General features: G+C 64.9%; 22 protein-coding genes. 10 read left to right on the top strand and 12 right to left on the bottom strand.

What is annotated here, in order from left to right:
• The first annotated feature begins 4 nt into the window (after positions 1-4).
• Together VH567_RS09730 and VH567_RS09725 are read left to right on the top strand one after the other, a co-directional pair.
• Positions 5-745, top strand: a complete 741-nt coding sequence (locus tag VH567_RS09730) for a TonB family protein (protein ID WP_423325524.1) — start codon at positions 5-7, stop codon at positions 743-745.
• Positions 745-1932 carry a PepSY-associated TM helix domain-containing protein gene (locus tag VH567_RS09725; RefSeq protein WP_423325522.1) on the top strand — a complete coding sequence of 396 codons (1188 nt, stop codon included), beginning with the start codon at positions 745-747 and terminating at the stop codon, positions 1930-1932. The genes VH567_RS09730 and VH567_RS09725 overlap by 1 nt, the downstream gene beginning before the upstream one ends.
• Positions 1933-1983: 51 nt before the next feature.
• On the opposite strand, the gene VH567_RS09720 is transcribed toward VH567_RS09725, so the two are convergent.
• From VH567_RS09720 to VH567_RS09710, 3 genes are all read right to left on the bottom strand, one after another.
• Complete coding sequence (locus VH567_RS09720; RefSeq protein WP_423325520.1) at positions 1984-2523, bottom strand: TetR/AcrR family transcriptional regulator; 540 nt, start codon at positions 2521-2523, stop codon at positions 1984-1986.
• 44 nt (positions 2524-2567) lie between these two features.
• On the bottom strand, positions 2568-3032 hold the full coding sequence (locus VH567_RS09715) for a DUF1348 family protein (RefSeq protein WP_423325518.1): 465 nt from the start codon (positions 3030-3032) through the stop codon (positions 2568-2570).
• A 146-nt stretch (positions 3033-3178) separates the two neighbouring features.
• A complete protein-coding gene (locus VH567_RS09710) occupies positions 3179-3871 on the bottom strand; it encodes a type 1 glutamine amidotransferase domain-containing protein (protein ID WP_423325516.1) in 693 nt (230 codons plus the stop codon).
• A 282-nt stretch (positions 3872-4153) separates the two neighbouring features.
• Here VH567_RS09710 and VH567_RS09705 point away from each other — a divergent pair, with 282 nt between their 5' ends.
• Positions 4154-4756 (top strand): TetR/AcrR family transcriptional regulator, encoded by a 603-nt coding sequence (locus tag VH567_RS09705; RefSeq protein WP_423325514.1) that lies wholly within the window; start codon positions 4154-4156, stop codon positions 4754-4756.
• 163 nt (positions 4757-4919) lie between these two features.
• Here the strand turns inward: VH567_RS09705 and VH567_RS09700 are convergent, their stop codons facing one another.
• Both VH567_RS09700 and VH567_RS09695 read right to left on the bottom strand, forming a co-directional pair.
• On the bottom strand, positions 4920-5903 hold the full coding sequence (locus tag VH567_RS09700; RefSeq protein ID WP_423325512.1) for an MBL fold metallo-hydrolase: 984 nt from the start codon (positions 5901-5903) through the stop codon (positions 4920-4922).
• A 1-nt stretch (position 5904) separates the two neighbouring features.
• Positions 5905-6555 (bottom strand): TetR family transcriptional regulator, encoded by a 651-nt coding sequence (locus VH567_RS09695; RefSeq protein ID WP_423325510.1) that lies wholly within the window; start codon positions 6553-6555, stop codon positions 5905-5907.
• A 107-nt stretch (positions 6556-6662) separates the two neighbouring features.
• Between VH567_RS09695 and VH567_RS09690 the strand changes: the two genes are divergently transcribed.
• A complete protein-coding gene (locus tag VH567_RS09690) occupies positions 6663-7646 on the top strand; it encodes an NAD-dependent epimerase/dehydratase family protein (protein WP_423325508.1) in 984 nt (327 codons plus the stop codon).
• Between the two features lie 158 nt (positions 7647-7804).
• Here VH567_RS09690 and VH567_RS09685 read toward each other — a convergent pair whose 3' ends face one another.
• From VH567_RS09685 to VH567_RS09665, 5 genes are read right to left on the bottom strand one after another with little or no spacing between them, the layout of a single operon-like run.
• The gene (locus tag VH567_RS09685) at positions 7805-8962 is read right to left on the bottom strand and encodes a Gfo/Idh/MocA family protein (protein WP_423325506.1); all 1158 of its coding nucleotides are present in this window, start codon (positions 8960-8962) and stop codon (positions 7805-7807) included.
• A gap of 14 nt (positions 8963-8976) precedes the next feature.
• Positions 8977-10248 (bottom strand): Gfo/Idh/MocA family protein, encoded by a 1272-nt coding sequence (locus VH567_RS09680; protein ID WP_423325504.1) that lies wholly within the window; start codon positions 10246-10248, stop codon positions 8977-8979.
• The gene (locus VH567_RS09675) at positions 10245-11099 is read right to left on the bottom strand and encodes an FAD:protein FMN transferase (protein WP_423325502.1); all 855 of its coding nucleotides are present in this window, start codon (positions 11097-11099) and stop codon (positions 10245-10247) included. Before VH567_RS09675 ends, VH567_RS09680 begins: the two co-directional genes overlap by 4 nt.
• A gap of 1 nt (position 11100) precedes the next feature.
• On the bottom strand, positions 11101-12423 hold the full coding sequence (locus VH567_RS09670) for a Gfo/Idh/MocA family protein (protein WP_423325500.1): 1323 nt from the start codon (positions 12421-12423) through the stop codon (positions 11101-11103).
• A gap of 13 nt (positions 12424-12436) precedes the next feature.
• Positions 12437-13858 (bottom strand): 3-keto-disaccharide hydrolase, encoded by a 1422-nt coding sequence (locus VH567_RS09665; protein WP_423325498.1) that lies wholly within the window; start codon positions 13856-13858, stop codon positions 12437-12439.
• A gap of 279 nt (positions 13859-14137) precedes the next feature.
• Here VH567_RS09665 and VH567_RS09660 point away from each other — a divergent pair, with 279 nt between their 5' ends.
• From VH567_RS09660 to VH567_RS09640, 5 genes are all read left to right on the top strand, one after another.
• Positions 14138-14884, top strand: coding sequence for a FadR/GntR family transcriptional regulator (locus VH567_RS09660; RefSeq protein WP_423325496.1), 747 nt, complete (start codon positions 14138-14140; stop codon positions 14882-14884).
• Between the two features lie 241 nt (positions 14885-15125).
• Positions 15126-18167: a TonB-dependent receptor gene (locus tag VH567_RS09655; RefSeq protein ID WP_423325494.1), complete on the top strand. Its 3042-nt coding sequence runs from the start codon at positions 15126-15128 to the stop codon at positions 18165-18167.
• 334 nt (positions 18168-18501) lie between these two features.
• Entirely contained in the window at positions 18502-19668 is a 1167-nt protein-coding gene (uxuA, locus tag VH567_RS09650; RefSeq protein ID WP_423325492.1) for a mannonate dehydratase, read from the top strand.
• A gap of 182 nt (positions 19669-19850) precedes the next feature.
• Complete coding sequence (locus VH567_RS09645) at positions 19851-21143, top strand: MFS transporter (RefSeq protein WP_423325490.1); 1293 nt, start codon at positions 19851-19853, stop codon at positions 21141-21143.
• A 75-nt stretch (positions 21144-21218) separates the two neighbouring features.
• On the top strand, positions 21219-21662 hold the full coding sequence (locus VH567_RS09640; RefSeq protein WP_423325488.1) for a VOC family protein: 444 nt from the start codon (positions 21219-21221) through the stop codon (positions 21660-21662).
• A 104-nt stretch (positions 21663-21766) separates the two neighbouring features.
• On the opposite strand, the gene VH567_RS09635 is transcribed toward VH567_RS09640, so the two are convergent.
• Positions 21767-22681 (bottom strand): LysR family transcriptional regulator, encoded by a 915-nt coding sequence (locus VH567_RS09635; protein WP_423325486.1) that lies wholly within the window; start codon positions 22679-22681, stop codon positions 21767-21769.
• A gap of 97 nt (positions 22682-22778) precedes the next feature.
• On the opposite strand from VH567_RS09635, the gene VH567_RS09630 reads away from it, so the two are divergent.
• Entirely contained in the window at positions 22779-23606 is an 828-nt protein-coding gene (locus tag VH567_RS09630) for an SDR family oxidoreductase (protein ID WP_423325484.1), read from the top strand.
• Between the two features lie 152 nt (positions 23607-23758).
• Here the strand turns inward: VH567_RS09630 and VH567_RS09625 are convergent, their stop codons facing one another.
• A complete protein-coding gene (locus tag VH567_RS09625) occupies positions 23759-24643 on the bottom strand; it encodes a LysR substrate-binding domain-containing protein (protein WP_423325482.1) in 885 nt (294 codons plus the stop codon).
• Positions 24644-24723 lie beyond the last annotated feature (80 nt).

The following is a 24723-nucleotide window of genomic DNA, read 5'->3' as shown; positions in this document are numbered from 1 at the left end:
CGGCATGAGCGTGCACATGACGATCGCAAGACCAGTCGCCTCCCCGACTACGGACACGACGGTGGATGCGATGCCCAGCGGCTATCGCCAAAGGCGGTGGTCGCCGCTGTCGCTCGGGCTGACGCTGCTCGTGCAGGCGATCCCGGTCGTGATCGCGCTATGGGTGTGGCAACCCGCACTGGTGCAGATCGCGCCCACCGCCCCGCTCGCGGTGTTCGACGTCCCCGCGCCCGAAGCACCTGCAGAGACGGTACCCGAGGATTTTGTGGAGCCGGTCGAAGCGCCGTCCCCAGCACTGTCCCCAGCACCGTCCATCGCAACGCCGGAGGTGGCACCGACGGCCGCTCCAGCGCCGACCGTTCCCGTTCCCGCCACCATCGCACCAACGCCGTCCGCGCCGGCTGCCGCACCGCCGGCACCGACCCCGCCGCCGCGCCCCGTGGCGAGCGCCCCATCCGAACGGCCGGCCGATTGGCAGTCGCGCGTGCTCGGACGGCTGAATGCGGTAAAATCCTATCCGTCGTCCGCGCGCGCACGCCGCCAGCAGGGCGTGGTGCTGATCCGCTTCACGCTCGACCGCGCGGGCACGGTACTGGCCGTTACGCTGGAGCAGAGCTCGGGTTTCGCGCTCCTCGACCGCGAAGCATTGGCGCTGCCCAAACGTGCCTCTCCCCTGCCCGGGCCACCCGAGGACGTAAAAGGGCAGCGGATCGAACTCGTGGTGCCAGTCGAATTCCACGTCTGATGGCCGCCGTTCCGCCCCCGCGAGCCAAGCCGCATCGATCGGCCTGGTGGATCGTGCATCACTGGGCCGGGCTGAAGCTTGGCTTGCTGCTCAGCTTCGTGCTGATCACCGGTACGATCGCCACCGTCGCCGACGAGATCGACTGGATGGTGCAGCCGGCGATGCGCGCGCGTTCCGAGGCAGGGCCTATGGCGAGTTGGGGTGCCTGGCACGCCGCCGCCGCCGGCGTCCCCGGTTTCACGGTCGAGGAGGTGTCGGCGCCGATCGAACCGGGGTTCGCGGTGCGCGCCAAGGGCGAGGACGCCGACGGCGAAGCACGGCTCGTTCACATCGATCCGTGGACCGCCAGGGTACAGGGCGTGACCTCGACCGGCACCGTGCAGGACGTCGTGCGCGACCTGCACCGCGCGCTGATGCTGCCGACCGACATCGGGATCATCCTGGTCACCGTGCTGTCCGTGCCGCTGTTGCTGACGCTCGCCACCGCGTTCAAGGTCTACAAGAAATGGTGGCGCGGCTTTGTCCGCTGGCCGCGGCCGATGCGGCACCCCAGGGAGGCGCGCCGCTATATCGGCGATCTGCACCGGCTGGCGGGGCTATGGAGCATCTGGTTCATCGCGCTGATCGGCGTGACGGGGTTGTGGTATCTCGCGGACCGGCTCGGCGCCGGACCGCCCGAACCCGAAGGCCCTGCCGTCGCGGCGACGGCGCGCCCGCCCTCGGCCGTGGCGATCGACGCGATGATCGCAGGGGCGATCGCACGCTGGCCCGATTTCGACGTGCGCGGGATCGCGTTCGATAACGGCCGCCTGACCTTGCAGGGCCAGGCGGGCGCTATGCTGGTCCGCGACCGCGCCAACCAGGCGTGGTTCGACGCCCGCGACGGCCGCGTGCTGGGCACCCACGATGCAACCGGCATGTCCGCCTATCAGCGCGTATCCGAAGCCGCCGACCCGCTCCATTTCGGCAATTGGGGCGGGCTGCCGAGCAAGCTGTTGTGGTTCCTGTTCGGCACGATGCTCAGCGCGCTTTCGGTCACCGGTACGCTGATCTGTGCGTTGCGCATCGCCGCGCCGGGAAAAAGACTGACCGGCGTGGTGAAGCAAATGGGCATCGGCGCGGTCGCGAGCGTCGTGCTGATCGTGCTGGCAATGGTGCGACTGCTGCAACTTTGCGGACGCGGCTGATCGCGACGAGCAGTAGCCGTAGCGGCTGGACGAAGCCATGCTCGACTGCCGCTAAGCCGAGATCCGACCTGCCACGGCCTGGAGCAGGCAGGCCTGGTGGTGGCGGGCAAGCCGGGTGAACGCACCACTATCGTCCAACGCCCGCGAAAGAATGATCGCGCCCTGGATGCCGGCCACGGCCTCTTCGGCCAATTGCGCGGCCGCAGATGCCGGGACGTGTGCAGCTTCCAGGCAATGCGTCAGTGCCGAGATCCAGCGGGTGAAATATCCCTTCACCTGCTGTGCGAACGGATCGCGGGCGGCGCCCAACCCGATCCAGCCGACCAGGCAGACCCTGCCGCCGGATTGGAAATAGCGTTCGACGTCGCGCATCATCGCGACGATCGCCGCCGCCGGATTGGAGGCCTGCTCCAGCGGCGCGAAGACGACGCGGTCGAACCACTGGTCGATGTCGGTGAGGACGGCCGCCATCATCTCTTCCTTCCCGCCGGGGAAGAAATTGTAGAGACTGCCCTTTCCCAGCCCGGTCGCCTTGGCAATGATCGACAGGCTCGCGCCTTCGAAGCCGTGCGCGCGAAACGCCTCTGCCAACGCAGGCAGCGCGGCGGCGCGATCGGTCAGGGTTCGTTTTGCGCTCAGAGCGCGAGGTCGCTGAGCGAGGGATGATCGTCCGGCCGGCGGCCGAGCGGCCAGTGGAACAGGCGCTCGCTTTCTACAATCGGGCGATCGTTGATCGAGGCGATGCGGCGCGCCATCAGCCCGACCTCGTCAAACTCCCAATTCTCGTTGCCATAGGAACGAAACCAGGCGCCGCTGCGGTCATGCCATTCATACGCGAACCGCACCGCGATCCGATTGCCGTGATGCGCCCACACTTCCTTGATCAGCCGATAGTCGCGTTCCGTCTCCCATTTGCGCGTCAGGAACGCGACGATGGCGTCGCGGCCAACCAGGAACTCGCCACGATTCCGCCAGACGCTGTCGGGGGTATAGGCGAGCGATACCTTTTCGGCGTCGCGGCTGTTCCAGGCGTCCTCGGCCATGCGGGCCTTCTGCGTTGCAGTTTCGAGCGTGAACGGTGGAAACGGGGCGCGTGACATCGCTGAACCTTGATACCGAGGGCAGTTGTACCTTTCAGTACAACTGCCCTCGTACGGTGTCAATTTTGGTCCAGACGCATGCTCGATCCGCATGGGCAACTGATCGCCGGCAGACTCGATAAGGCGCGCGACCTCGGCGGCTGCTTTTACCTGGCCTGCTTTACCTTCAGCGCGTCGATCAGCGCGCGGGCGGCGGCGGCCGAGGAACCGGGGTTCTGGCCGGTGATGAGCAGGCCGTCCTCGATCACGTACGAGCCCCAGTCCGGGCCGCGCGAATAGACCCCGCCGAGGGCCGTCAATTCGTCCTCGACCAGGAACGGCACCACGTCGGTGAGACCGACCGCCTCTTCTTCCGAATTGGCGAAACCGGTGACCTTCCTGCCCTCGACCAGCGGACGACCCGCGGGCGTCTTGACGTGGCGCAGGACACCGGGTGCATGGCACACCAGCGCCACCGGCTTGTCGGCGGCCAGGAAGCCTTCGATCAGATCGATCGAGAGTTTGTCCTCGGCGAGATCCCACAGCGGACCATGGCCGCCCGGGTAGAATACGGTGTCGAAATTGGCCGGGGAAATGTCCGACAGCTTCACGGTCTTCGCCAGCGCTGCAATAGCCTCGGCGTCCGCTTCGAAACGGTGGGTGGCGTCGGTCTGGCTGTCGGGCTCGTTGCTTTTCGGATCGAGTGGCGGCTGGCCACCGTTGGGCGACGCGAGGGTTATCTCGGCGCCGGCATCCTTGAACGCGTAATAGGGTGCGGCGAGTTCCTCGAGCCAGAAGCCGGTCTTGCAGCCGGTGGTGCCGAGCGTGTCGTGCGAGGTCAGGACCATCAGGATCTTCATGAGACTTCCTTCGAATTGGCAGGCGACCGAACGGCCGACGGGTGAAGCGATTTCAGTGGACCGGTCGTCTACTGATTTGGGTCGGTTTGCCGCCCGGAGGTATCTCCGCTGCAGCGCCGATACCCCTCATCTAGGGTTGATTAGACCGGTCGTCTAGTGATTTTTTGCGCGAGGGGGTTTTGGCCTATGCCTAGATTTTCGGAAGTTTGGTGCCACGTAAACTGCGAGACGGCAGCCACCTCTTTATATAGACGACTGGTCTAATCAGCCGTATGAAGCGGCATGGTACTCGCAGTTCAAGACAATGATTCGCGGTCGACGATCTTGGCTGCTGGCCAGCGGATCATGAGCCGGAAGGGATTCTCCGGGGTCGGTCTGACCGAAATCCTGAAGGACGCCGGCGTCCCCAAGGGATCGTTCTACCATTATTTCGCCTCCAAGGATGCGTTCGGCGAAGCTATGCTCTTGGCCTATTTCGAGGGCTATCATGCCGATATGGATGCGCTGTTCGCAAAGCCGGGCCTCACCATGGCCGAACGGCTGATGCTGTATTTCGCAGCCTGGCGAGAGAATCAGGGGGCGCTCGACTGTCAGGGGCGGTGTCTCGCGGTAAAGCTCGGCGCCGAGGTGGCCGATCTGTCGGAGCCGATGCGGCTTGCGCTGAAGACCGGAACGAGCGGCATCATCGCGCGCATGACCCGGGCGATCGAGGGCGGCATCGAGGACGGCTCGGTCGGCGTGCAAGAAGCACCGGCAGACCTTGCGACAGCGCTATATTATCTGTGGCTGGGCGCCAGCGTGATGGTCAAGATCGGCCGCACGCAGGATCCGTTCGAGCGAGCCCTCCACTCGACCCGCGCGCTGCTGGGACTGTCCGCGCGCTGAGACCGCCGCCGATTGCGGCCAGCTAATATCTCTGCCCATTGGCCGACAAGCAGCGGCCGGGCGATCGATCTTATCAACTGGCGCGTGAGTTCCCGAAAACCTAACGGCGAACGACCATTGCCTGCAAACTTGGGTCCAGGTGGCCAATAGCCAGTGACTCATTTCAAGCGATGCGTACCTCATCGCCAGGCCGCATCGCTTTGAAACGCCGGGGGGCAATGCCACGGGCTGCAAGTCCCGCCGCCAAGCGATTTTCCGGGGCGTCTCTCGTCTCGTCCGTCAGCTTGAATACCCCCCAGTGCATGCCAAGTGCCTGGCGAGCGTCCAGATCGCACAGAATTTGGATGGCCTCCTCTGGATCGACGTGCTGGGCAGCCATGAACCAGCGCGGATCATAGGCACCGATCGGCAGGATGGCGAGATCGGGCGATCCGAACCGTTGGCGCAGGTCTCGGAAGATCGCTCCGGTGCCATATCCCGTGTCACCGGCGAAGTAGATCAGCGTTCCGCCCACCCTGATCATAAAGCCGCCCCATAGCGCCATGCGCCGGTCGTTCAATCCACGAGACGACCAGTGGTTTGCCCGGACGATATGGATATCCGTATTCTGGCCAAGGGAGATAGCGTCGCCCCAATCCCCCGTCTCGATCCGCGCCTGGGGGATATGCCGTTTTATGATCGCGTCATTGCCCAGCGGGGTCACGATACGCGGCGAATGGCGCGTCTCGAGTTCGCGTAGCGTAGCGATGTCGAGGTGATCGTAATGGTTGTGCGACAGCAGGATCACGTCGATCGGCGGCAGGTCGTCCATCCGGATCCCCGGCGCCGTGACGCGCTTTGGACCTGCGAACTGGAAAGGGCTTGCCCGATCCGACCATACCGGATCGGTCAGCAGGTTGAGCCCCGCGACCTGGATGAGCATTGTCGCGTGGCCGACCATCGTCACCGTCAGTGGTTCCATCCGCTGTTCCGGAATCACCGGAACGACCTCGACCACCTGCGGCCAGCGATGGTCTGGAGCCGCCCGTCGCCACCGCAGCACGTCGCGCAGACCACGGTCGGTGTCGGGTTCGCCTGGGTTGAAGAAACGCAGACCGTCGAAATGGTCGCTCCGGGGTCCGTTATAATAGGGATTCGATCGTGCCATGTCAGACCTCTGCCTGCGCTGCGACGGCGCTTTCTTCCGGGCGGCCGTAAATCACGCCGCTTTCGAACGCGCGAGCGAGCGTCGTGACGGTTGCGCGCAACATATCCTCGACCGGCGCGCCCGCAGTGACGAGCTGAGCCACGAAGGCGGGATGAACATAGACCATGGCCGCGTCCCGAACCACGCCGGCTGCAATGCCGATGTCGTCGACGGTCCATTCGCCGCGCAGAACCGCAGTCTCGATGACCCGTGCGATCAGCGCAGTGATCCGATCGGCATAGGTCGCGATCATGTCGGGTCGCTCGACGACGATGCGGCGATAGAGATCGTGAATCTCGCGGTCGCCGACAAAGCGCGCGCGCTTGTGCCGGTGCAGATCGAGCAGCATCGCCGCCAGTCGTTCGGCGGGCGGTCCTTCGGCCGTCACATGCCTTTCTGCCAGTCTGCCCTCGTCGTCCATCGCCTCCTGGACGATGGCGTCCATCATGCCGCTTTTCGAGCGATAGAACCGGTACAGCGCAGCGTGGCTCACCCCCATGTCACGCGCGACATCGGTCACGTTGGTCTTGCCCTCGCCAAACCGACGAACCTGCGCCTTGGCGCTTTCCAGGATGTTCGAGGCCGAAAGCGGCTGCACGGGTAAATCTCGCATGCCTGATCCATAGCCATAGCTAGACGACCTGACAATATTCAGGTTACATATTTCATATGTTGTAATTCAATTAAACCGGTGTGATACGTCCATCGACTCGCAAGGAGATGGCAATGGCGATTGCATTCGTAACCGGCGCTACGGGGCTTCTCGGTGGTAACCTCGTCAAACGGCTTGTGCAGGAAGGCTGGACGGTCCGTGCGCTGCATCGCAGTCCTCATGACGCAGCCAAGCTGCACGCGATTGGCGCAGAGCCAATCGCTGGCGATCTCGATGATCCCGCCATGCTTCGGCAGGGCATGGTCGATGCCGATGTCGTGTTTCACGCGGCCGCTTTGTTCACGCTGTGGGCACCGGCAGCCGACTTCGAACGCGCCAATGTGCAAGGCACGCGCAATATGTTGGCAGCCGCGCAGGCGGAGCACGTAACGCGCTTCGTCTACATAAGTGCTGCAGGCGTCGTGATGGGCGACGGTAGGCCGATGACCGACATCTCCGAAGACACGCCGCTCGCCTATCCATCCTGGGCACCTTACCTCAGCTCCAAGGCGCGCGCCCAGAAACTGGTTCTCGACGCAGACAAAGCCGGGGGGATGCGCACGGCCGTGATCCTGCCGCCACTCATCTGGGGTGCAGGCATGCCGATGCTCGACCACATGGCCGAGGATGTCGAGGCAGGCCGTTTCGCGTGGCCCGCCGGCGGCCAGCAGATCATGTCGACTGCTCATGTCGACAATGTCTGCGTTTGCGCGATCCTAGCCGCCGAGAAATCGCCCGGCGGCCGGGCCTATTTCGTCACCGACGGACAGGATCAGTCGATGCGTGCGGTGATCACCGCATTGGTCGAGACCAAGGGCGTCGCGATCAAGGCCCGCAGCGCGCCGCTTGGGGTGGCATGGTTCATGGCGAGCGTGATGGAGTTCGTCTGGCGGACCTTCGGGCGCGCAGGCCAGCCGCCGCTGACGCGGCAGATGCTGCGGATGGTGGGCTATGACTTCACCATCTCCGATCGTTGCGCCCGCACCGAGCTTGGCTACGCGCCCGTAACGAGTTGGGATCAAGGAATTGCCGCGATGCGCGCGGCTGCCTGAGCACGACCTGCAGACACACTATCGGATCGAGATGCTGGCTGAACGGAACGCGTCCTGGCCGATCCAGGGCCGTGCCTGTGCGGCGCTGCGCCGAAACCGATCGCCCATAGCGACACCTTGGGACGCCATGCACCGGTCGGCCAGCGCCCCCTATCGGTTCAGCGTCTTGCCGGCGTCGCGCGTGCCTCCGCGGTCAGCACGAGTTCGGCCGCGAGCAGCGCACCCTCCTGATCCTGCGCGATCGACGTGTGTTCGACGAGGTCGGTCACGAACTGTGGCCCGAACGGCAACGGCACCTTCGAGCAATCGAGATAACGCGTGCCTTTCTTGTCGGCGATCAGCAGGTGGTTGCCGCCCGGCCGCCCGGCGATGTCCACATATTTGCGCAGTTCGATATAGCCCTCGGTGCCGAGGATGAAGAGGCGGCCGTCGCCCCAGGTCGGCAGGCCGTCGGGGGTGAACCAGTCGACGCGGACATAGCCGGCGCCGCCATCGCCGCTCAGCATCATGTCGCCGAAATCCTCGAACTTGGGATGCGCGGGATTGCCGAAATTGCCGGTCTGCGAGGCGAGCACCTGCGCGCGCTTGCTGCCGGTCAGGTAGACGAACTGGTCGGCCTGGTGGCTGCCGACGTCGGTCAAAATGCCGCCATTCTGCGCCGGGTCCCAGAACCAGTCGGGACGGCTCGCGGCGGACAGCCGGTGCGGTGCGAGGTTCACGGTCTGGATCACCCGCCCGATCGCGCCGTCATGGACGAGTTGCCCCGCCATCACCGCGGCAGGCACCTCGAGCCGTTCGGAATACATGATCCCGTATTTGCGCCCGGTCTCCTTGATCGCGCGGCGGACGTCGGCGAGTTGCTTCAGCGTCGTCACCGCCGCCTTGTCGCTGAGGTAATCCTTGCCGGCACGCATCACTCGGATGCCCAGCGGTGCGCGCAGGCTGGGGATCGCCGCGCTGCACACCAGCTTGATCGCGCGGTCGTCGAGGATCTCCTGCTCGGACCGGGCGAGCTTCACGTCGCCGTAGCGCTTTCGGAACATCGCGATCTGCTTGGGATCGGTTGCGTAGAAGGTCGTGAGCACGCCGCCGCCGCGGATGATCGCATCGGTGATGCCGTAAATATGGTTGTGATCCATGCCGATCACCGCGAACGGCAGGCGGTATTTCGCCTCCGGTGCCGGGCGCGCGACTGCGCCTTCGGTCGGTGCGTCGCCCCGCGTAGCGGATTGCGCGAACGCGTCGGCGGCGAACCCGGCGGCTAGGCCCGCGGTCAGGCCAAGCCCGAGGATCCCGCGTCGGTTGGTATCGGTCACAGCTATTCCCCTTGTCAGATCGCGACCAGATTCGTCGGCCAGGTCATCGCTTCGCCGCGGTCCATCGCCTGTTCGCCGAGCAACGACGCGACGCTCGCCTGATAGGCCTGCCGCAGCAGGCCGGGCAGCGGCTTGCCCGCACGCACCGCGGCGCCGAACCCTTCGAACTGCAGCATCGTCTCGTCATATTCGCCCCAGCCGAGCGACTCGCCCGGCGTCGTCACGGGCAATTCGGGGAACCAAGTCGCGCCGCCGATCGGCACGGTGCGCTTGTGCCCCCGCGCGACGTCCTTCTGCATCCGCTGCAGCGCCAGCACCTTGGCCGGTACTTCCTGATAGATCCGGCCGAGTTCGGGCTCGATCGTGCCCTTGCTACCCTGAATCTGCTCCTCGCAGCCGTAGCGCGCGTTGTTCAGCAGCGAAGTGTAGATGAATTTCCGCCCGCCGGCATATTCGTAGATCAGCGCGACATGGTCGTAGACTTCGCGGCCGTCCTTCCAGAAGCAGATGCTGCCCGACCCCATTACCCGCGTCGGCGGCGCGTCGAAGAACCAGTTGCCGACCTGAAGCTGGTGCGTCGCCAGTTCGGTCATCAACCCCGCCGAGCTGTCGCGGTACAGGCGCCAGTTGATCTGGCGATCGGTCGCGTCGGCAGGCACCGCACGACGCCAGGCATTGTTGCGGTGCCAGCTCGCACGGATCTGGGTCAGCGAGCCGATCTCGCCGGCCTTGGCGCGCTTCAGGGCGTTGAGATAGGTCGGGTGGAACATCCGCTGGTGGCCGATCTGGAGTACCTTGTTGGCGGCCTGCGAGCGGGTCACCATCGCGCCGCAATCCGCGATCGTGCGCGCCATCGCCTTTTCGCACCACACGTGCAGCCCCGCGTCGAACGCGTCGAAGCTGTGGCGTGCGTGCAGGTGGAGCGGCGTCGCGATCACCACCGCATCGATCCCGCCCGCGTCGAGCATCGCGCGGTGATCGCTGAAATTGCGCGTCGTCGGACCGACCCATTGCCGCGCCTTGGCGAGGTTCGGCGCATAAGTGTCGCCGATCGACACGACCGTGCAGTTGCGCGTCTTGGCGATGTTCTGGATCAGCGTGCGGCCGCGGTCGCCGGTGCCGATCACGCCGATCCGGACCGGGTTGGTCTTCACCGGATCGGCATCCGCCGCCGATGCCGCGGATGCCGCCCAGGGCGCAGCCGCCGCCATCCCCGCGCCCGCGGTTGCCATCATCACGCGATCGATGAACGATCGCCGCGTGAGGTCGAAATCCTTGTCGGTCATGCCGCGTGCATCCTCGCTACGTCGACGGTCGGCGCCGCCTCTTGGGAAAGATCGAACAGGAAACGCCGGGTCGGCCCGCCCTCCAGCAGTCGTCGCGCGCCAGCGTCGTCCGCGACCAGCAGCGCCGTACTCAGCGCCTCCGCCCTGCCGCCGCTGCGATCGACCGCCACCGCACAGCGTGCCGCGGTGACGATCGCACCGTCGCCGGGGCGGATCATCGCCGCACGCTCGGGTGCGTGCGTGCCCGCGCCCACCGTCGTCGAGATCGACAGCGTCTCGTCGAGGAGTTCGAGCTCGACCAGCACCGCGCAGGCCTGAGACGGATGGGGTATCGCGAACGGCCAGCCACCGCCGAGCGGATGCTCGCCGATCACCGCCAGCGAGCTCTCGCCTGCCGAAAGACACGCCGAGACGATGCCCGCATCGCGCAACGCCGCGCAGGCCCGGTCGAGCGCGAACCCCTTGCCGAAGCCGCCGAAATCCAGCGCGAGCGGCCGCGTCGCCGCGATCCGTGCCGTGCGCGGATCAAAAACGATGTCGCCCCATCCCGCCCCGGCGAACCGGTGATCGATGGCGGGATCGAACAACCCGTCGGTCAGCGCGTGCACGTCCTGGATCGCGATCAGCGCCTCGGTCAGCACCGGATCGTCGATCGCGACGTCTCGCCCGGCGAGAAGCTCGTCATTGACTACGGTTGTCGGCGACGGTCGATGGATGGTCAACGCATCGTCGACGTTCTCGATCGCCCGCCGCGCCGCGACCAGTGCATGCGCAAACCCGCCGCCGAACACGTGCAGCTCGACCCGCGTTCCCATCGCACCGAAGCGCTCGACCTGCGCGGCGATGCTCACGTCAGGCCTTGACCTCCCAGCCCGGTTCATACGCGACCGACCACAGCTTCATCGCCTCGGCGCTGCTCGGCTTGCCAGTCGTCTGATCGAGGGTCAGCACGCTGTCGGTGCGATAGGCCATGTTGCCCAGGTGGCAGAGCGTCGTGCTGATATGCCCCTCGGCGATCGGCGAATTGAGCGCAGACGCGCGGCCGCGGATCACGTCGACGAAATTGGCTGCGTGATAGACGTCGAGGATGCCCTCGCCGACCGTGCCGGTCGTCTCCGACGTTGCCTTGGCCATCACCTGCCGGATCGACTTGCCTGCCAGATCGTAGAGCTCGAAGCCGTTGCGATCGACCACCGCCGACCCCTTGGTGCCGAGCAGCAGGACGCCGCGTCCGCGCCCATAGGTCAGCATCGCGTTGCAGCTCTCGCCGTTCCAGCGGATCACCCGGTCGTTGTCGTAGGTCAGGTCCAGCGCGAGCGAATCGTACATTTCCCAATCGTCGCCGGCGTGGAAGCGCTTCGCCCCCTGCGCGGACACCGTCTTCGGATAGGTCAGCCCCATCATCCAGCGTGCGACGTCGAGTTCGTGCATCGCGTTGTTGCAGAGTTCGCCGGTCCCGTATTGCCAGAACCAGTGCCAGTTATACGGGACCAGGTTCGACCGATACGGCGCGCGCGGCCGTGGCCCCTGCCACATGTCCCAATCGAGATTTGCCGGCGGCGTCGTCACATGGCCCTTGCCGATCGTCTTGCGATCGTTCGCGTACCAGGTCTGCGCCTCGTAGATGTCGCCCAGCTCGCCGGCCTGGACGAGCGCGAGCAGCTGCCGCGTCTCGGGGCTCGATCGCTGCTGGTTGCCGACCTGCAAGACACGCTTGGTGTTTTTCTGCACGGCGATCATCGCCTCGCCCTCGGCAGGCGCGATGCCGATCGGCTTTTCGCAATAGACGTGATGGCCCGATTTCATCGCATCGACCGCGAGCTTGGCATGCCAATGGTCCGGCGTCGCGATCGTGATGACGTCCACCGCCTTGTTGTCGAACAGGCGGCGGTAATCGCCTTCGGTCTTCGGCGCCGGATTGCCGCGCGCCGCAAACTCACCTGCACGCTTGGCGAGCACCACCGAATCGACGTCGCAGAAATGGGTGATCTCGACGTTCGGCACCTTCGTGAACGCGCCCATATGCGCCTGCCCGCGCCCGTTCACCCCGACTATGCCGACGCTGAGCCGATCGTTCGCGCCCTTGATCCGCGCATAGCTGCGCGCGCTCATCGCCACGCCGAGCCCCAGCCCTACCGTGGCGCCCGCGCCCTTGATCATCGTCCGACGGTCCATCGATCCATCCCCCTCAGAGTTCGCGCAGCTTGATCGACCGGAATTCGACCCGGTCGCCGTGATCCTGCAGCAGGATCGGTCCCTGCTTGCCTTCGCCGAAGCCGGGCACGCCGGCGTATTTGCTCTGCGCCACCAGCGCACGGAACGCCGGGGATCCGCGGTCATATTCGACCATCTTGAAGCCGTTCAGCCAATGCTCGACATGCGCCCCGCGCACCACGATCACCGCGCGGTTCCAGGAGCCCGGCGGATTGATCCGCTTGCCCGGGCTGTCGGGATCGGAGAGGTTTTTCGCAGCGATCAGATCATAGAGCGACCCGAGCGTCCGGTTGCCATCGCGTCCCATCTTGGCATCGGGATGCCGCTCGTCGTCGAGCAACTGGTATTCCAACCCGATCGACTCGCCCTTTTTGAGCAGGCCCCCATCGACGAAATACTTGATCCCGCTATTGGCGCCGGGCGTCAGCTTGAAATCGATCGACAGTTCGAAATTGCGATAGTCGCGGGTCGTCGCGATATCGCCGCCACCACCACCACCGCCACCATCGACACGCAATGCACCATCGGCCATCGACCACCCCGATGCCGGAAACTTCTGGCCCTTGACGCTACGCCAGCCGGCGCCGGTCTTGCCGTCCCACAGCAGCTTCCAACCAGCGCGCTGTTCACCGCCGGACAGGCGATTGGTCAACCATCCCTGTTCCGGGAGAGCCGTCGCGGGCATCGCGAACCGGGCCGGCGAATCCGTGATCATCCGGACGTTGCGGAACCGCACTTCAGGGTGCCGTGCAGCCTCGGCGTCGGGGATCGCATGGACCTGGAAGGCGATGAAACCGCGTGAGTCCATGTCGTCGACCACATCGGCGGCGGGTACGCCGTTGATCCACGTCCGCAGCCGGGTGCCGATCGCCTCGACGCGGTAGTGGTTCCAGTCGCCCGAGCGGAAGGTCTGCCGTGCCGCTTCGTTACGCCCCAGCGTATAGAGCCATTGCCGCCGCTGCTCGTCGTACAGCCCGGCACTCCAGCGGCGCGACGACGGATCGATCTCCGCTTGGTACCCATACACCACGCCGTCACGATAATCGGGTCGGCTCTGGCCGCGGATCATCATGCCGGAATTGAGCGCCGGATCGGTCTTCGCGTCGAATTCGACGATGAAGTCGCCATACTGCGCCTCGGATACGAGCCAGCTATTGGTCTTGCCGGGCTCGGCGCGTCCGATGACTTCGCCATTCTCGAACGCATAGCTCGCCTTGCCGCCGGTCGCGCGCCAGCCGGCCAAGCCTTCGCGCGGAGTAACATCGCGCCACGGCGCCTTTGCCTGATTGGTGAGGGCCTGATGGGTGGAGGATTGCTGCGTCGGTGCAGCATTGACCGAAGACTGCGCCATCAACGGCACGGCCGCCAAGGTCAGAATTGCGAGCGCTCGAGCCATTCGCCTCCCCTTTTCTCTTTTCTGCGAGCGCGGGTCGGGCAACCCTATCCGGACGGGTCCGGTCGTCTCGCATCGTTTCCCGCCGACATGTCGCTGTCGTACGGCCTCTCCTGAACTAGGTCTTAAATTGTGGTCGGGCCACATGCAACAGGATTGTAAGGCATTTTAATCCGACCAGCGCACGCTTTTCGGCTGCACCAGGCTTGACGATGCTTTACGCAGCGCGAAGTAAAAGGTGGCGCCATCGCTCTAGCGGGCGCGGATCGAACGAGGAATGCAATGCAAGGCACTGAAGGCGGCGGCAAACTCTATCGCAAGATCGTGCAGGCGATCATCGCGGACATCACGGCCGGCGTATACCAGGTCGGCGCGCGCCTGCCCGCCGAACGCGACCTGACCGAGCGGTTCCAGGTGAGTCGCCCGACCATCCGGGAGGCGATGATCGCGCTCGAGATGAAGGGCATGGTCGAGGCCCGCAAGGGATCGGGCGTGTTCGTGCTCGCCTCCTCGTCGAACGACTCGGAGCAAGAGCTCGACATCGGCGCGTTCGAGATCACCGAGGCGCGTCGCATGCTCGAAGGCGAGGTTGCCGCGGTCGCCGCGACCGAGATAACCGAACAGCAGCTGCTCGAATTGCGCGGCCTGCTGGGGCAGATGAACCAAGATGATACCGTGGCGGCGGAGGACGCGGATCGTCGTTTTCACATCGCGATCGCGGAGGCGACGGGCAATGCCGTCATCATTTCCGCCGTCACCGACTTCTGGGACATGCGGTTCCGCTCGCCGCTGGCGCGCGAGGTGCTGGCGAAGGCGGGAAGCCTCGGCACCGAGAACCGCATGATCGAACATGGCCGGATCCTGAGTGCGCTGGAGGCCCGCTCGCCGATCGACGCACGCAATGCGATGCGCGATCATCTCGCCCGCGTGATCGATCACCTGCTCGACGTTACCGAAACCGAAGCCGTGGAGCGCGCACGCGCTGCCACCGACCAGCGCCGCCGCGCGCTGGCCCGACGCTCGGTCTGACCTGACGACCAGCCGTGCCCGCCGCCGGGACATGCCTGTCATCTTTGTTTTCAGCCTATCACAGTATGATAGGGCCAGACCGGGATCCTAGTGGCCAAACAATCTGCCTGACCAAATGATTCTGCATTGTCATACTAAAATAGCAATGATACCTGACGAATTACGCCGACCTTAGAAAGCTAGGGCGGCAAAATGTCGGGAAGCGTCAACTCAATGCGCCCGGCCTATCGGGAGAGGGTCTTTGAGCCGTAAGAGCTTCGATAAGCGGAAACTGCTTATCTCGACGAGCATCGTCAGCCTATTCATCGCCGCGCCTGTCATGGCCCAGCAGACCGCGGGCAGCCAGATGCCGCAGCCTGCGGACAGCCAGACGAGCCCGCCCGATCCCGCCAGCCCCCCTCAGGCGGCACCCGAGAACGAGGCGGATAACGCAGATATCGTCGTTACCGGCTTTCGTGCCGCGTTGAACAACGCGCTGAACCAGAAGCGTAACGAAACCGCCGCGATCGACAGCATCGTCGCGGAGGATATCGGCAAGTTCCCCGATTCCAACCTTGCCGAATCGATGCAGCGCATCCCCGGCGTAGCGCTCTCGCGCGGCGACGGCGGCGAGGGCCGGAACATCTCGGTTCGCGGTCTTGGTTCGCAGTTCACGCGCGTGCGCATCAACGGGATGGAAGGCGTGTCGCAGGTCAGCGGCAGCGACATCCGCGGCGGCGTCGCGACCGGTCGCTCGTTCGACTTCGTGACCTTCCCGACCGAGATCTTCTCCGCGCTTTCGGTCCGCAAGACGCTGTCGGCGGATGTCGAGGAAGGCTCGCTGGGCGCGACGGTCGATCTTCGCGCGCCCAAGCCGTTCGACCAGAAAAAGGATTTCGTCCTCACCGGTACCGCGCGCGGCATCTACAACGACATCAGCAAAAAGGCCGATCCGCGCCTGTCCGCGCTCGTCTCCAAGAAGTTCGGCGACACGTTCGGCATACTTGGCAGCATCGCCTATTCGAAGCGGCATATCGACGAATATGCCTATTCGGCGGTCGATGTCGTGCCGACCACGGTTTACGGTCAGGCGCAGCCCGCCGGCACTGCGAACGCCGGCGTGATCTTCCCATTCTGCACGCCCGTCGGCTACAGCTATCGTGGGGCCGCGACGAACAGCCCCGTCGGCGGCTACACCCAGCCCAACGGGACGCCGATCGGCGCCGACGCCAACAATTGCAGCACCGGCAATCCGCGTACCAGCACGGCTGCGGCCTATGACTATATCATGAGCCGTACCGGGGTGAACGGTCGCCCGGGCGGCGGTGTCTATCTGCCGCGCCTGCCGCGCCCGGTGAAAAGCAGCCAGGATCAGGAGCGTCTCGCCGGCACCTTGACGCTGCAGTGGAAGCCCAGCGCGAATACCGACATATCGCTCGACGGCCTGTATTCGCGCTTCAAGGTCGACCGGCTAGACCAGATGTTCGATGCGCGCTCGTTCGGGCGCGCGATCTCGAACAACGGCCAGCCCCTGACCTCGGTCCGCGAGATCGAAGTCGACGATAACGGGTCGCTGGTCCACGGCCTGTTCGACGGCGTCGATCTGCGGTCGGAAATGCAGCAGGAGAAGTTCACCTCGACCTATCGCCAGGTCAATCTGAACTTCGACCAGCGCTTCTCGGACACGGTTCGGGTTTACGGCCTGGCCGGCATCAACCAGTCGCGGCTCGATGTCGACCGCCTGCAAGTCGCGATCGATGCGAACGATACGCGGAATTTCTCGATCGATTTTCGCGACAATCCCGACATTCCGAAGATCGGCTACGGGATCGACACGACCAATCCCGCGCTGTTCCAATACGGGCCGCCGCTCGCGAACGGCGACCAGCGCGGACAATTGTCGAATTTCATCCGCCGCAACACGATCACCAGCAAGACCTTCGAACTCAACGGCGAATGGGAGGCGGCGCAGGGCTTCACGCTCCAGGTCGGCGGCCAGTATCGCACGAACAAATATACCGCACGCGAGCGGCAGCTTGCCACCAACACGCCGCTCGCCCTGCCGACGGGGGTCACGCTCGCGAGCCTGACCAATGTGACGAAGGGCGTCGGCAGCAATCTGGACGGCTTGTTGCAGGATTTCGTCTCGATCGATCCGGACAAGTTCCGCGATGCGGTCGGCCTCGACAGCTACGTCTATTGCAGCATCGAATGCGCAAAGGGCACGTTTGGCGGCGTCTCCGAGAAATACGCCTCGGGCTATGGAATGGTGAAGTTCAACACCGCCGACACCCTGCCCTTCGCGCTGCGCGGCGATGCCGGCGTCCGCTATGTCCATACCAGCCTCAGCACCTATGGCCCGATCACCTCGGCCGCCCCCGCCGGATCGCTCTATCCCTCGCGTTTCGTGATATCGGAGGTCAGCCGCAGCTATGACGACTGGCTGCCGTCGGCGAACCTCGCGCTGGACATCACGCCGGATCTGATCGCGCGCGCTTCGGTGGCGCGGGTCATGTCACGGCCAGCCTACGGCCAGTTGATTCCCGCAGGCTCCGCAAACCTCGTGATCCAGACCGCAGCGTTCAGCAATCCCTTCCTCGAACCGATCCGCGCCAATACGTTCGACGCGGCGCTCGAATGGTATTTCGCCAAGGGTTCGCTGATCTCGGTCGCGTATTTCTACAAGAATATCGAGAGCTACATCCAGACGACAAGCCAGGCGGTGGCGTTCCAGGATATCGGCCTGCCGCTGACTTTGCTCAACGGTACGCAGCTTCGCCCGACCGACGTGTTCACGGTCCAGCGGAGCAACAATACCGAGGGCGGGCCGCTGCGCGGGTTCGAGGTGAACGTCCAGTTGCCCTTCACCTTCCTGCCCGGCGTGCTCCGCAATTTCGGCGCACTTGGCAACTTCACGCGCGTCCGTTCGAACATCAACTACGTCATATCGCCGACGCTGTCCCGCACGGCGCCGCTGGTCGGGCTGTCGCCGGAAACGGCAAGCGGGACGCTGTATTACGAGGATGACAAGTTCAGCATCCGATCGACGGTGAACTATCGCGCGGCGTTCCTGACGGCGGTTCCCAGCGGCTCGGTCGACGCGGATTCGACGTCGAACGCGAGCTCGATCTTCGTCGACGCATCGGCCTCGTATAATCTCAACGAGCATATCAAGCTGATCGCCGAAGTCTCGAACGTCACAAACGAGACCAATCGCCTGACCGTCGACACGGTGCGCAAGGATCCGCTCTACACCTCCTATTTCGGCCGCACCTACGCCTTGGCGGTCAACTTTCAGTTCTGAATACCCCCTTCCCCCCATCGACATCGGCGCCCCCCTGCCGATGCCGACCAACTCAGGGTGCGCCGCACGGTATCGCGGCGCACCCGCTTTTCTATTCGAGCGCGACGCAGCGGCGATTTCCGCGGCCTCAGAGCAGCCACTTTGGCGCCATCGCGTCCCTCCGATCAGCCTCCCTTGGCGGCCGCAACCTTTGCCGAAACTGACCGATTGTCGCACTACAAAATGGCCTGACCACTTTATTGCATCTGGCCTATTAGATTCCGGATCGCTAGACAGGAACGAACGACAGCGAGGCCATGAGGTCCGCGCAATCAAGAGAGGACGCTAGGTGCCGATGATCGAGACGATGCGCTGGTTCGGCCCCTCCGATCCGGTAACGTTGCGCGATATACGCCAGGCTGGTGCCACCGGCATCGTGACGGCGCTGCACGAGATTGCGAATGGCGACGTCTGGCCGCAGGACGCGATCGCCGCGCGGCAAGCCGAGATCGAGGCGGCGGGGCTCGTCTGGTCGGTGGTCGAGAGCCTGCCGGTGCACGAGGCGATCAAGACGCGCGGCCCCGACCGGGACAGGCTGATCGACAATTATCGCCAGAGCCTGACCAACCTGGCCGCGTGCAGCATCCGCACGGTCACCTATAACTTCATGCCGGTCATCGACTGGACCCGCACCGACCTGGCCTGGGCGATGCCCGACGGCGCGCGTGCGCTTCGCTTCGAACTCGAGGCGGCCGCGGTCTTCGACATCCATATTTTGCGGCGCGCGAGGGCCGAACAGGATTATTCCCCAGCGCTGGTCGAAAGCGCCGGCCGCCGGTTCGCTGCCATGGATACGGACGCGCGCCGCCTGCTCGAGAAGACCATCATCGCAGGGCTCCCCGGCAGCGAGGAGACCTTCACCGCCGATCGGTTTCGCGACGCCCTGGCGCAATATGACGCGATCGATGCCGAGGGACTTCGCGCCAACCACATCGCGTTCCTGGAGGCGGTCTGTCCGCTGGCCGACGCACTCGACATGCGGCTGGTGGTGCATCCCGACGACCCGCCCTTCGCGTTGTTCGGCCTGCCCCGCGTGGTCAGTACCGAGGCCGATGTTACCACGCTGTTCGCGCGAGTGCCCAACCGCTCCAACGGTCTGTGTTTCTGCGCGGGCTCGTTCGGCGCCCGTGCGGACAACGACCTGCCCGGCATGATCGAGCGGCTTGGCGACCGGATCGGCTTCTTTCACCTGCGATCGGTCCAGCGCGAGCCGAACGGCGCCTTCCACGAGGCAGCGCATCTCGACGGCGATGCCGACATGGTCGCACTGGTCGCCGCCATTCATGCCTTTCAGACGCGCGAGGGCCGCTCGATTCCGATGCGCCCCGATCATGGTCACCAGATGCTCGACGACCTCTCGAAGCACACGCTGCCCGGCTATTCGCTGCTCGGGCGGATGCGCGGCCTTGCCGAACTGCGCGGTCTCGAGCGCGGGATCGCGTATATGGCGGCGCGCGCTTGAGCCGCCCGCTTCGCCTCTCGCGCGATCGACTGTTCTCCAGCGGCGTGGGACTCGGCAGGGCGCGACGGCATCGTCGATTCGGTGGTTGGCGTACGTGCCTGCAGGGCCGCGTGACGCTGGCCGACAAAGTGGCAGCATTCGACAGCCGATAAAAGCGGACAAACCGCGAGGGGAGAGCGAGCGTGGACGGTTCAACACAGGCGACGGATCCCGGCCCGCCAAAGGCCGGCGGCAACGTCCGCTGGGTCATCTGCGCGTTGCTGTTCTTCGCGACGACGATCAACTATATCGACCGCCAGGTCATCGGCATTCTGAAGCCCACGCTGCAGGGCGAACTGGGCTGGTCCGAGGTCGACTACGGCATGATCGTGTTCTGGTTCCAGGCAGCCTATGCGATCGGCCTGCTCGCCTGCGGGCCGATCATCGACAAGATCGGCTCGAAGATGGGCTATGCCGCGGCGATCACGGTGTGGAGCGTGGCTGCGCTGTTCCATGCCTTCGTCCGCAACCCCGGCGGTTTCTCGATCGCCCGCTTCGCACTCGGGCTGGGCGAGGCGGCGAACTTTCCGGCCGCGATTAAGTCGGTCGCCGAATGGTTTCCGAAGAAAGAACGCGCGCTCGCGGCCGGCATCCTGAACGCCGGCGCGAATGTCGGCGCGATCGCCACGCCGATCGTCGTGCCGATCATCACGCTCGCCTATGGCTGGCGCGCGGCGTTCATCGTGACGGGCATGCTCGGGTTCGTGTGGCTCGCGGCGTGGCTGATCTTCTACCGCGCGCCCGAACATCACCCGCGGGTTTCGGCGCAGGAGCTTGCCTATATCCGCGCCGATCAGGACAATGATGCGGGCACCGCGCCGATCCCGTGGCGTCGCCTGTTCCGCTATCGCGGCACCTGGGCCTTCGTCGTGGCGAAGTTCCTGACCGATCCGGTCTGGTACCTCTTCCTGTTCTGGTTGCCGGATTTCTTCGCCAAGCGCCACGGCCTCGACCTCAAGACCTTCGGTCCGCCGCTGATCGCGGTCTACCTATTGGCGGACGTCGGCAGCATCGGCGGCGGGTGGCTGTCGTCGGCGCTGATCAAGCGCGGCTACAGCGTCAATGCCGGCCGCAAGCTGGCGCTGCTCGCCTCTGCCATACTCGTGCTGCCGATCATGCTGGCCAGCACCGTCTCCAGCCTGTTTGCCGCGGTCGCGATCATCGGCGTCGCCGCTGCCGCGCACCAGGGCTGGTCGTCGAACCTGTACACGATGGTCTCCGACACGTTTCCCAAGAGCTCGGTCGCGTCCGTCATGGGCATCGGCGGTGCCGCCGGGGCGGTCGGCGGGATGATCATGGCGCGCTATGTCGGGCACGTGCTCGAAACGGTCGGCAGCTACGTCCCGGTGTTCGTCTGGGCCGGCATCGCCTATTTCGTCGCGCTTGCCATCGCCCATCTTCTGCTGCCGAACCTGGAAGATGCGCAACCGAACTGACGTCGTGCAGAGGCAGATGACGATCCCCCGAACATCGGCCCATACCACTCCTACTCGTTTCGAGGATCACCGCTCATGATCGTGCAGTCCGTTCTTCTCATACTGGCAGCACCGCAAGCGGCGGTCGCGCCCGTCGCCAAAGCCGAGCATGTCGCGATCCAGGCGGCGGATATCGATCGCAGCGCAGCCTTCTACCATGAGGCGTTCGGCTTGCGGATCATCCCAACGCCGCTCAAGAACCGCCGCTGGCTCGACCTCGGCAACGGGCTGGCGCTCCACATCCTCGACGGGCGCACCGCACCGAAGCCGTCGAACCGGAACGAGCATCTGGCGCTGCACGTCGACGATCTCGCTACCGTCACAGCGTGGCTGGACCGACATGGCATCGTCTGGACCGATCTAGCGGGCAAGCCGCGCACGATGCAGGTCCGGTTCGACGGCGTCCGCCAGATCTATGCGCAGGACCCCGACGGCTATTGGCTGGAGATCGGGGACGCGCGCGGCGCTTTGACAAAATGACTTGGAAACTTAACTCAGGGTATCATGATCGGGGCACGACCGCGCCCGGCCGGATCGGTTTTGCCGGAAACCCATCGCTTTGAAGCCGATCTTCAGCCGCTCCGTCACATACCCACGGCACTTGGCTCAAAGGCGAAGGTCTTCACCATGTCGATGAACGCACGAAGCCCAGCCGGAACGTGCCGGTTGCCCGGGCAATAGAGGCACAGACCGGGGATCGCTGGCGACCAGTCCGCCAGCACGATGGCCAGCTTATCGTCATCCAGCCCTGCACGGGCAACGTGCTCGGGAACGAAAGCGATACCGAGTCCGTCGATCGCCGCCTCCACCATCAGGCCGCTGTGATCGAGCGTCAGCACCCCCGGCACGTCGATCGCAATCTCCTGGCCGTATCTGGCGAACTCCCAGCGATACAGCTTGCCGCTCGGTAATCGCTGCCGGATGCAGCGGTGCCGACGAAGATCGTCAGGATGAATTGGCGTCGAGTTCGCAGCGAGATAGGCAGGGGACGCCACCGCGACAAAGCGCATGTCGCCACCCAAGCGCACCGCGATCATGTCCTGCGGCACCGACTCCGCGAGCCGTATGCCCGCATCGAACCCTTGCTCGACGATGTCGATCAATCGCCCTTCGCTTACCAGATCGAGCGCCATCTGCGGGTAGCGCGCGAGAAAAAGCGGAACGACCGTCCCCAGCAGCAGGCGCGCCGCGGCCTCGTTGCCGTTGATGCGCAGCGTACCGCTCGGCTGACCGCTGTCGTCGGACACGGCATCCAGCGCCTCGTCGAGGTCGCGAAGCACCGGCGCCAGGCGTTGCAACAGACGCTCCCCCGCTTCGGTCGGCGCGACGCTGCGGGTCGTGCGATGAAGCAGCCGTACACCCAGGGTCCGCTCGAGCGTGCGCATCACGTGGCTGAGCGACGAGCGCGACACCCCCAGCGCATCGGCGGCGCGACGGAAGCTGCGGTGCTCGGCGATGCTGGCGAAGGCCGTGAGATCGGCCAGGCTTGGCTTGGACATTGGTGCAGATCTTTCACTAGGTCATGCCGATTGGCCTCCCTACTCCGATCAATCGCGCCAGCCTATCTCCGTCCGCAGTTGCTCAGGAGTTACGCAGATGCAGAAGACATGGTTCATTACCGGCGCCTCGGCCGGACTCGGCCGTTTGATGACGGCGAAATTGCTCGAGCGCGGCGACCGCGTGGTCGGTACGCTGCGCCGTGCCGGGGCGCTCGACGATCTCGCGACGCGCTACGGCGATCGCCTGCGGATCGTGACGCTCGACGTGACCGATACCGCTGCGGTGCGCGCCACGATCGCAGACGCGTTCATCGCGATGGGACGGATCGACGTCGTCGTCAGCAATGCCGGCTATGGCTTGTTGGGAGCAGCCGAGGAGGTCAGCGATGCGCAGATCGACCGACAGATCGCCACCAATCTCACCGGATCGATCCAGGTGATCCGCGCGAGCCTGCCCCACCTGCGCGAGCAGGGCGGCGGCCGCATCATGCAGGTTTCGTCGGAAGGCGGCCAGATCGCCTATCCCAATTTCAGCGTCTATCACGCGACCAAATGGGGTATCGAGGGCTTCGTCGAAGCGGTGGCCCAGGAAGTGGCGCCGTTCGGGATCGACTTCATCCTGGTCGAGCCGGGCCCCACTGCTACGAGCTTCGCCACCACCATGGACGATGCCGTACCGATGCAGATCTACGACGATACGCCCGCCGGCGCGGTCCGGCGCGGCGTTGCCGACGGCAGCTTCGCGATCAAGGGCGATGCCGCGAAATGCGCCGATGCCATGATCGCCGCCGCCGATGCCGAACGGCCAGCGCTCCGGCTTGCGTTGGGCAGCACCGCCTATGCTTCGATCATGTCCGCGCTGGCGGATCGGCTCGAGAAGATCGAGCAGCAGCGCGAGGCGGCGATGTCTGCCGATCGAAGCTGAGGCCTGAGTTCAGATACCCGGACCTCCGATCTTGAGGAGAGTGCGGTGGCTTCCGGGGCTGACAATCTGAGTTCGTACGGCCAGGTTTGAGCGGCAGCAGATTGGCCGACGGTGTGTCGCGCGACGTGGATCGAGAGCCGCTACGTCGCCGATCACATGTCTATGTGCTCGGCGATGCAGTCCACGAAGGCCCGGACCTTCGGTACGCGGAACCGACTGGCGGGCCACAAGATCGTCATCACGCCCTCCATGCTCTTATGCCCCTCAAGGACCGGGGCCAGCAAGCCGGTACGGAGTGCATCGCGAACGAGGAATTCGGGGAACGACGCGATCCCTGCACCGGCAAGCGCCAGGCCCAACAACGGATCGATCAAACTGCTCACCAGACTGACCGGCACCTCCACCCCGGACGCGGACGCCATCGGCCATGTAACCAGTCGACCAGACGAGAACCTTTGCCGCAAGCAGATATGGCTCGACAGATCCTCGACTGCCGCTGGACGGCCATGCTGCTCAAGATAGGCTGGCGAGGCGACGAGCTTCCAGCCGAACCGACACAGCGTCTTGTGCAACAGTCGTGAATCCCCCGTATCGCCGGTCCGGATCGCGACATCGAAGCCTTCCTCGACAATGTCGACGAGGCGGTCGCTATAGTCGAGGTCAAGATCGACCAGCGGATTGGCCGCGACGAACGCCGCTAGCCCCCTGGTCAATAGATTTCCCGCCTGTGGCAGAGCGACGCGCAGCCGACCGCGCGGGCTGCCCGAGGCCTCGGCGAGCTCGATCTCACCTTCGCGGAGTTCCTCCAGCATGCGGCGTGCGCGCACGAGGAAGAGTGCACCGGGTTCGGTCAGCGATATCGTCCGCGTCGTGCGATGGAACAATGTGACGGCCAACTGCACCTCTAGCCGGGCGATCGCCTTGCCGATCGCCGAGGACGAAACCCCCAGCATCTGCCCCGCGGCCTTGAAGCTGCGCGTGTCGGCTGCGGCGACGAAGCCGCGGAGTGCAGCAAGGCTGTCGATCGGTTCGGGCATTGGAGCGCTATGCGCCGCAATGATCGGAATTGCAGCCTCTGAATTATTCGTCACCCGTCCGCTACATGGATCGTCGAACA

The organism is Sphingomonas sp. 4RDLI-65 (genome assembly GCF_049472435.1).
Taxonomy (GTDB): Bacteria; Pseudomonadota; Alphaproteobacteria; order Sphingomonadales; family Sphingomonadaceae; genus Sphingomonas.
Note: the sequence above shows the minus strand (reverse complement) of the source record. Positions and strands in the feature narration are given on the sequence as shown.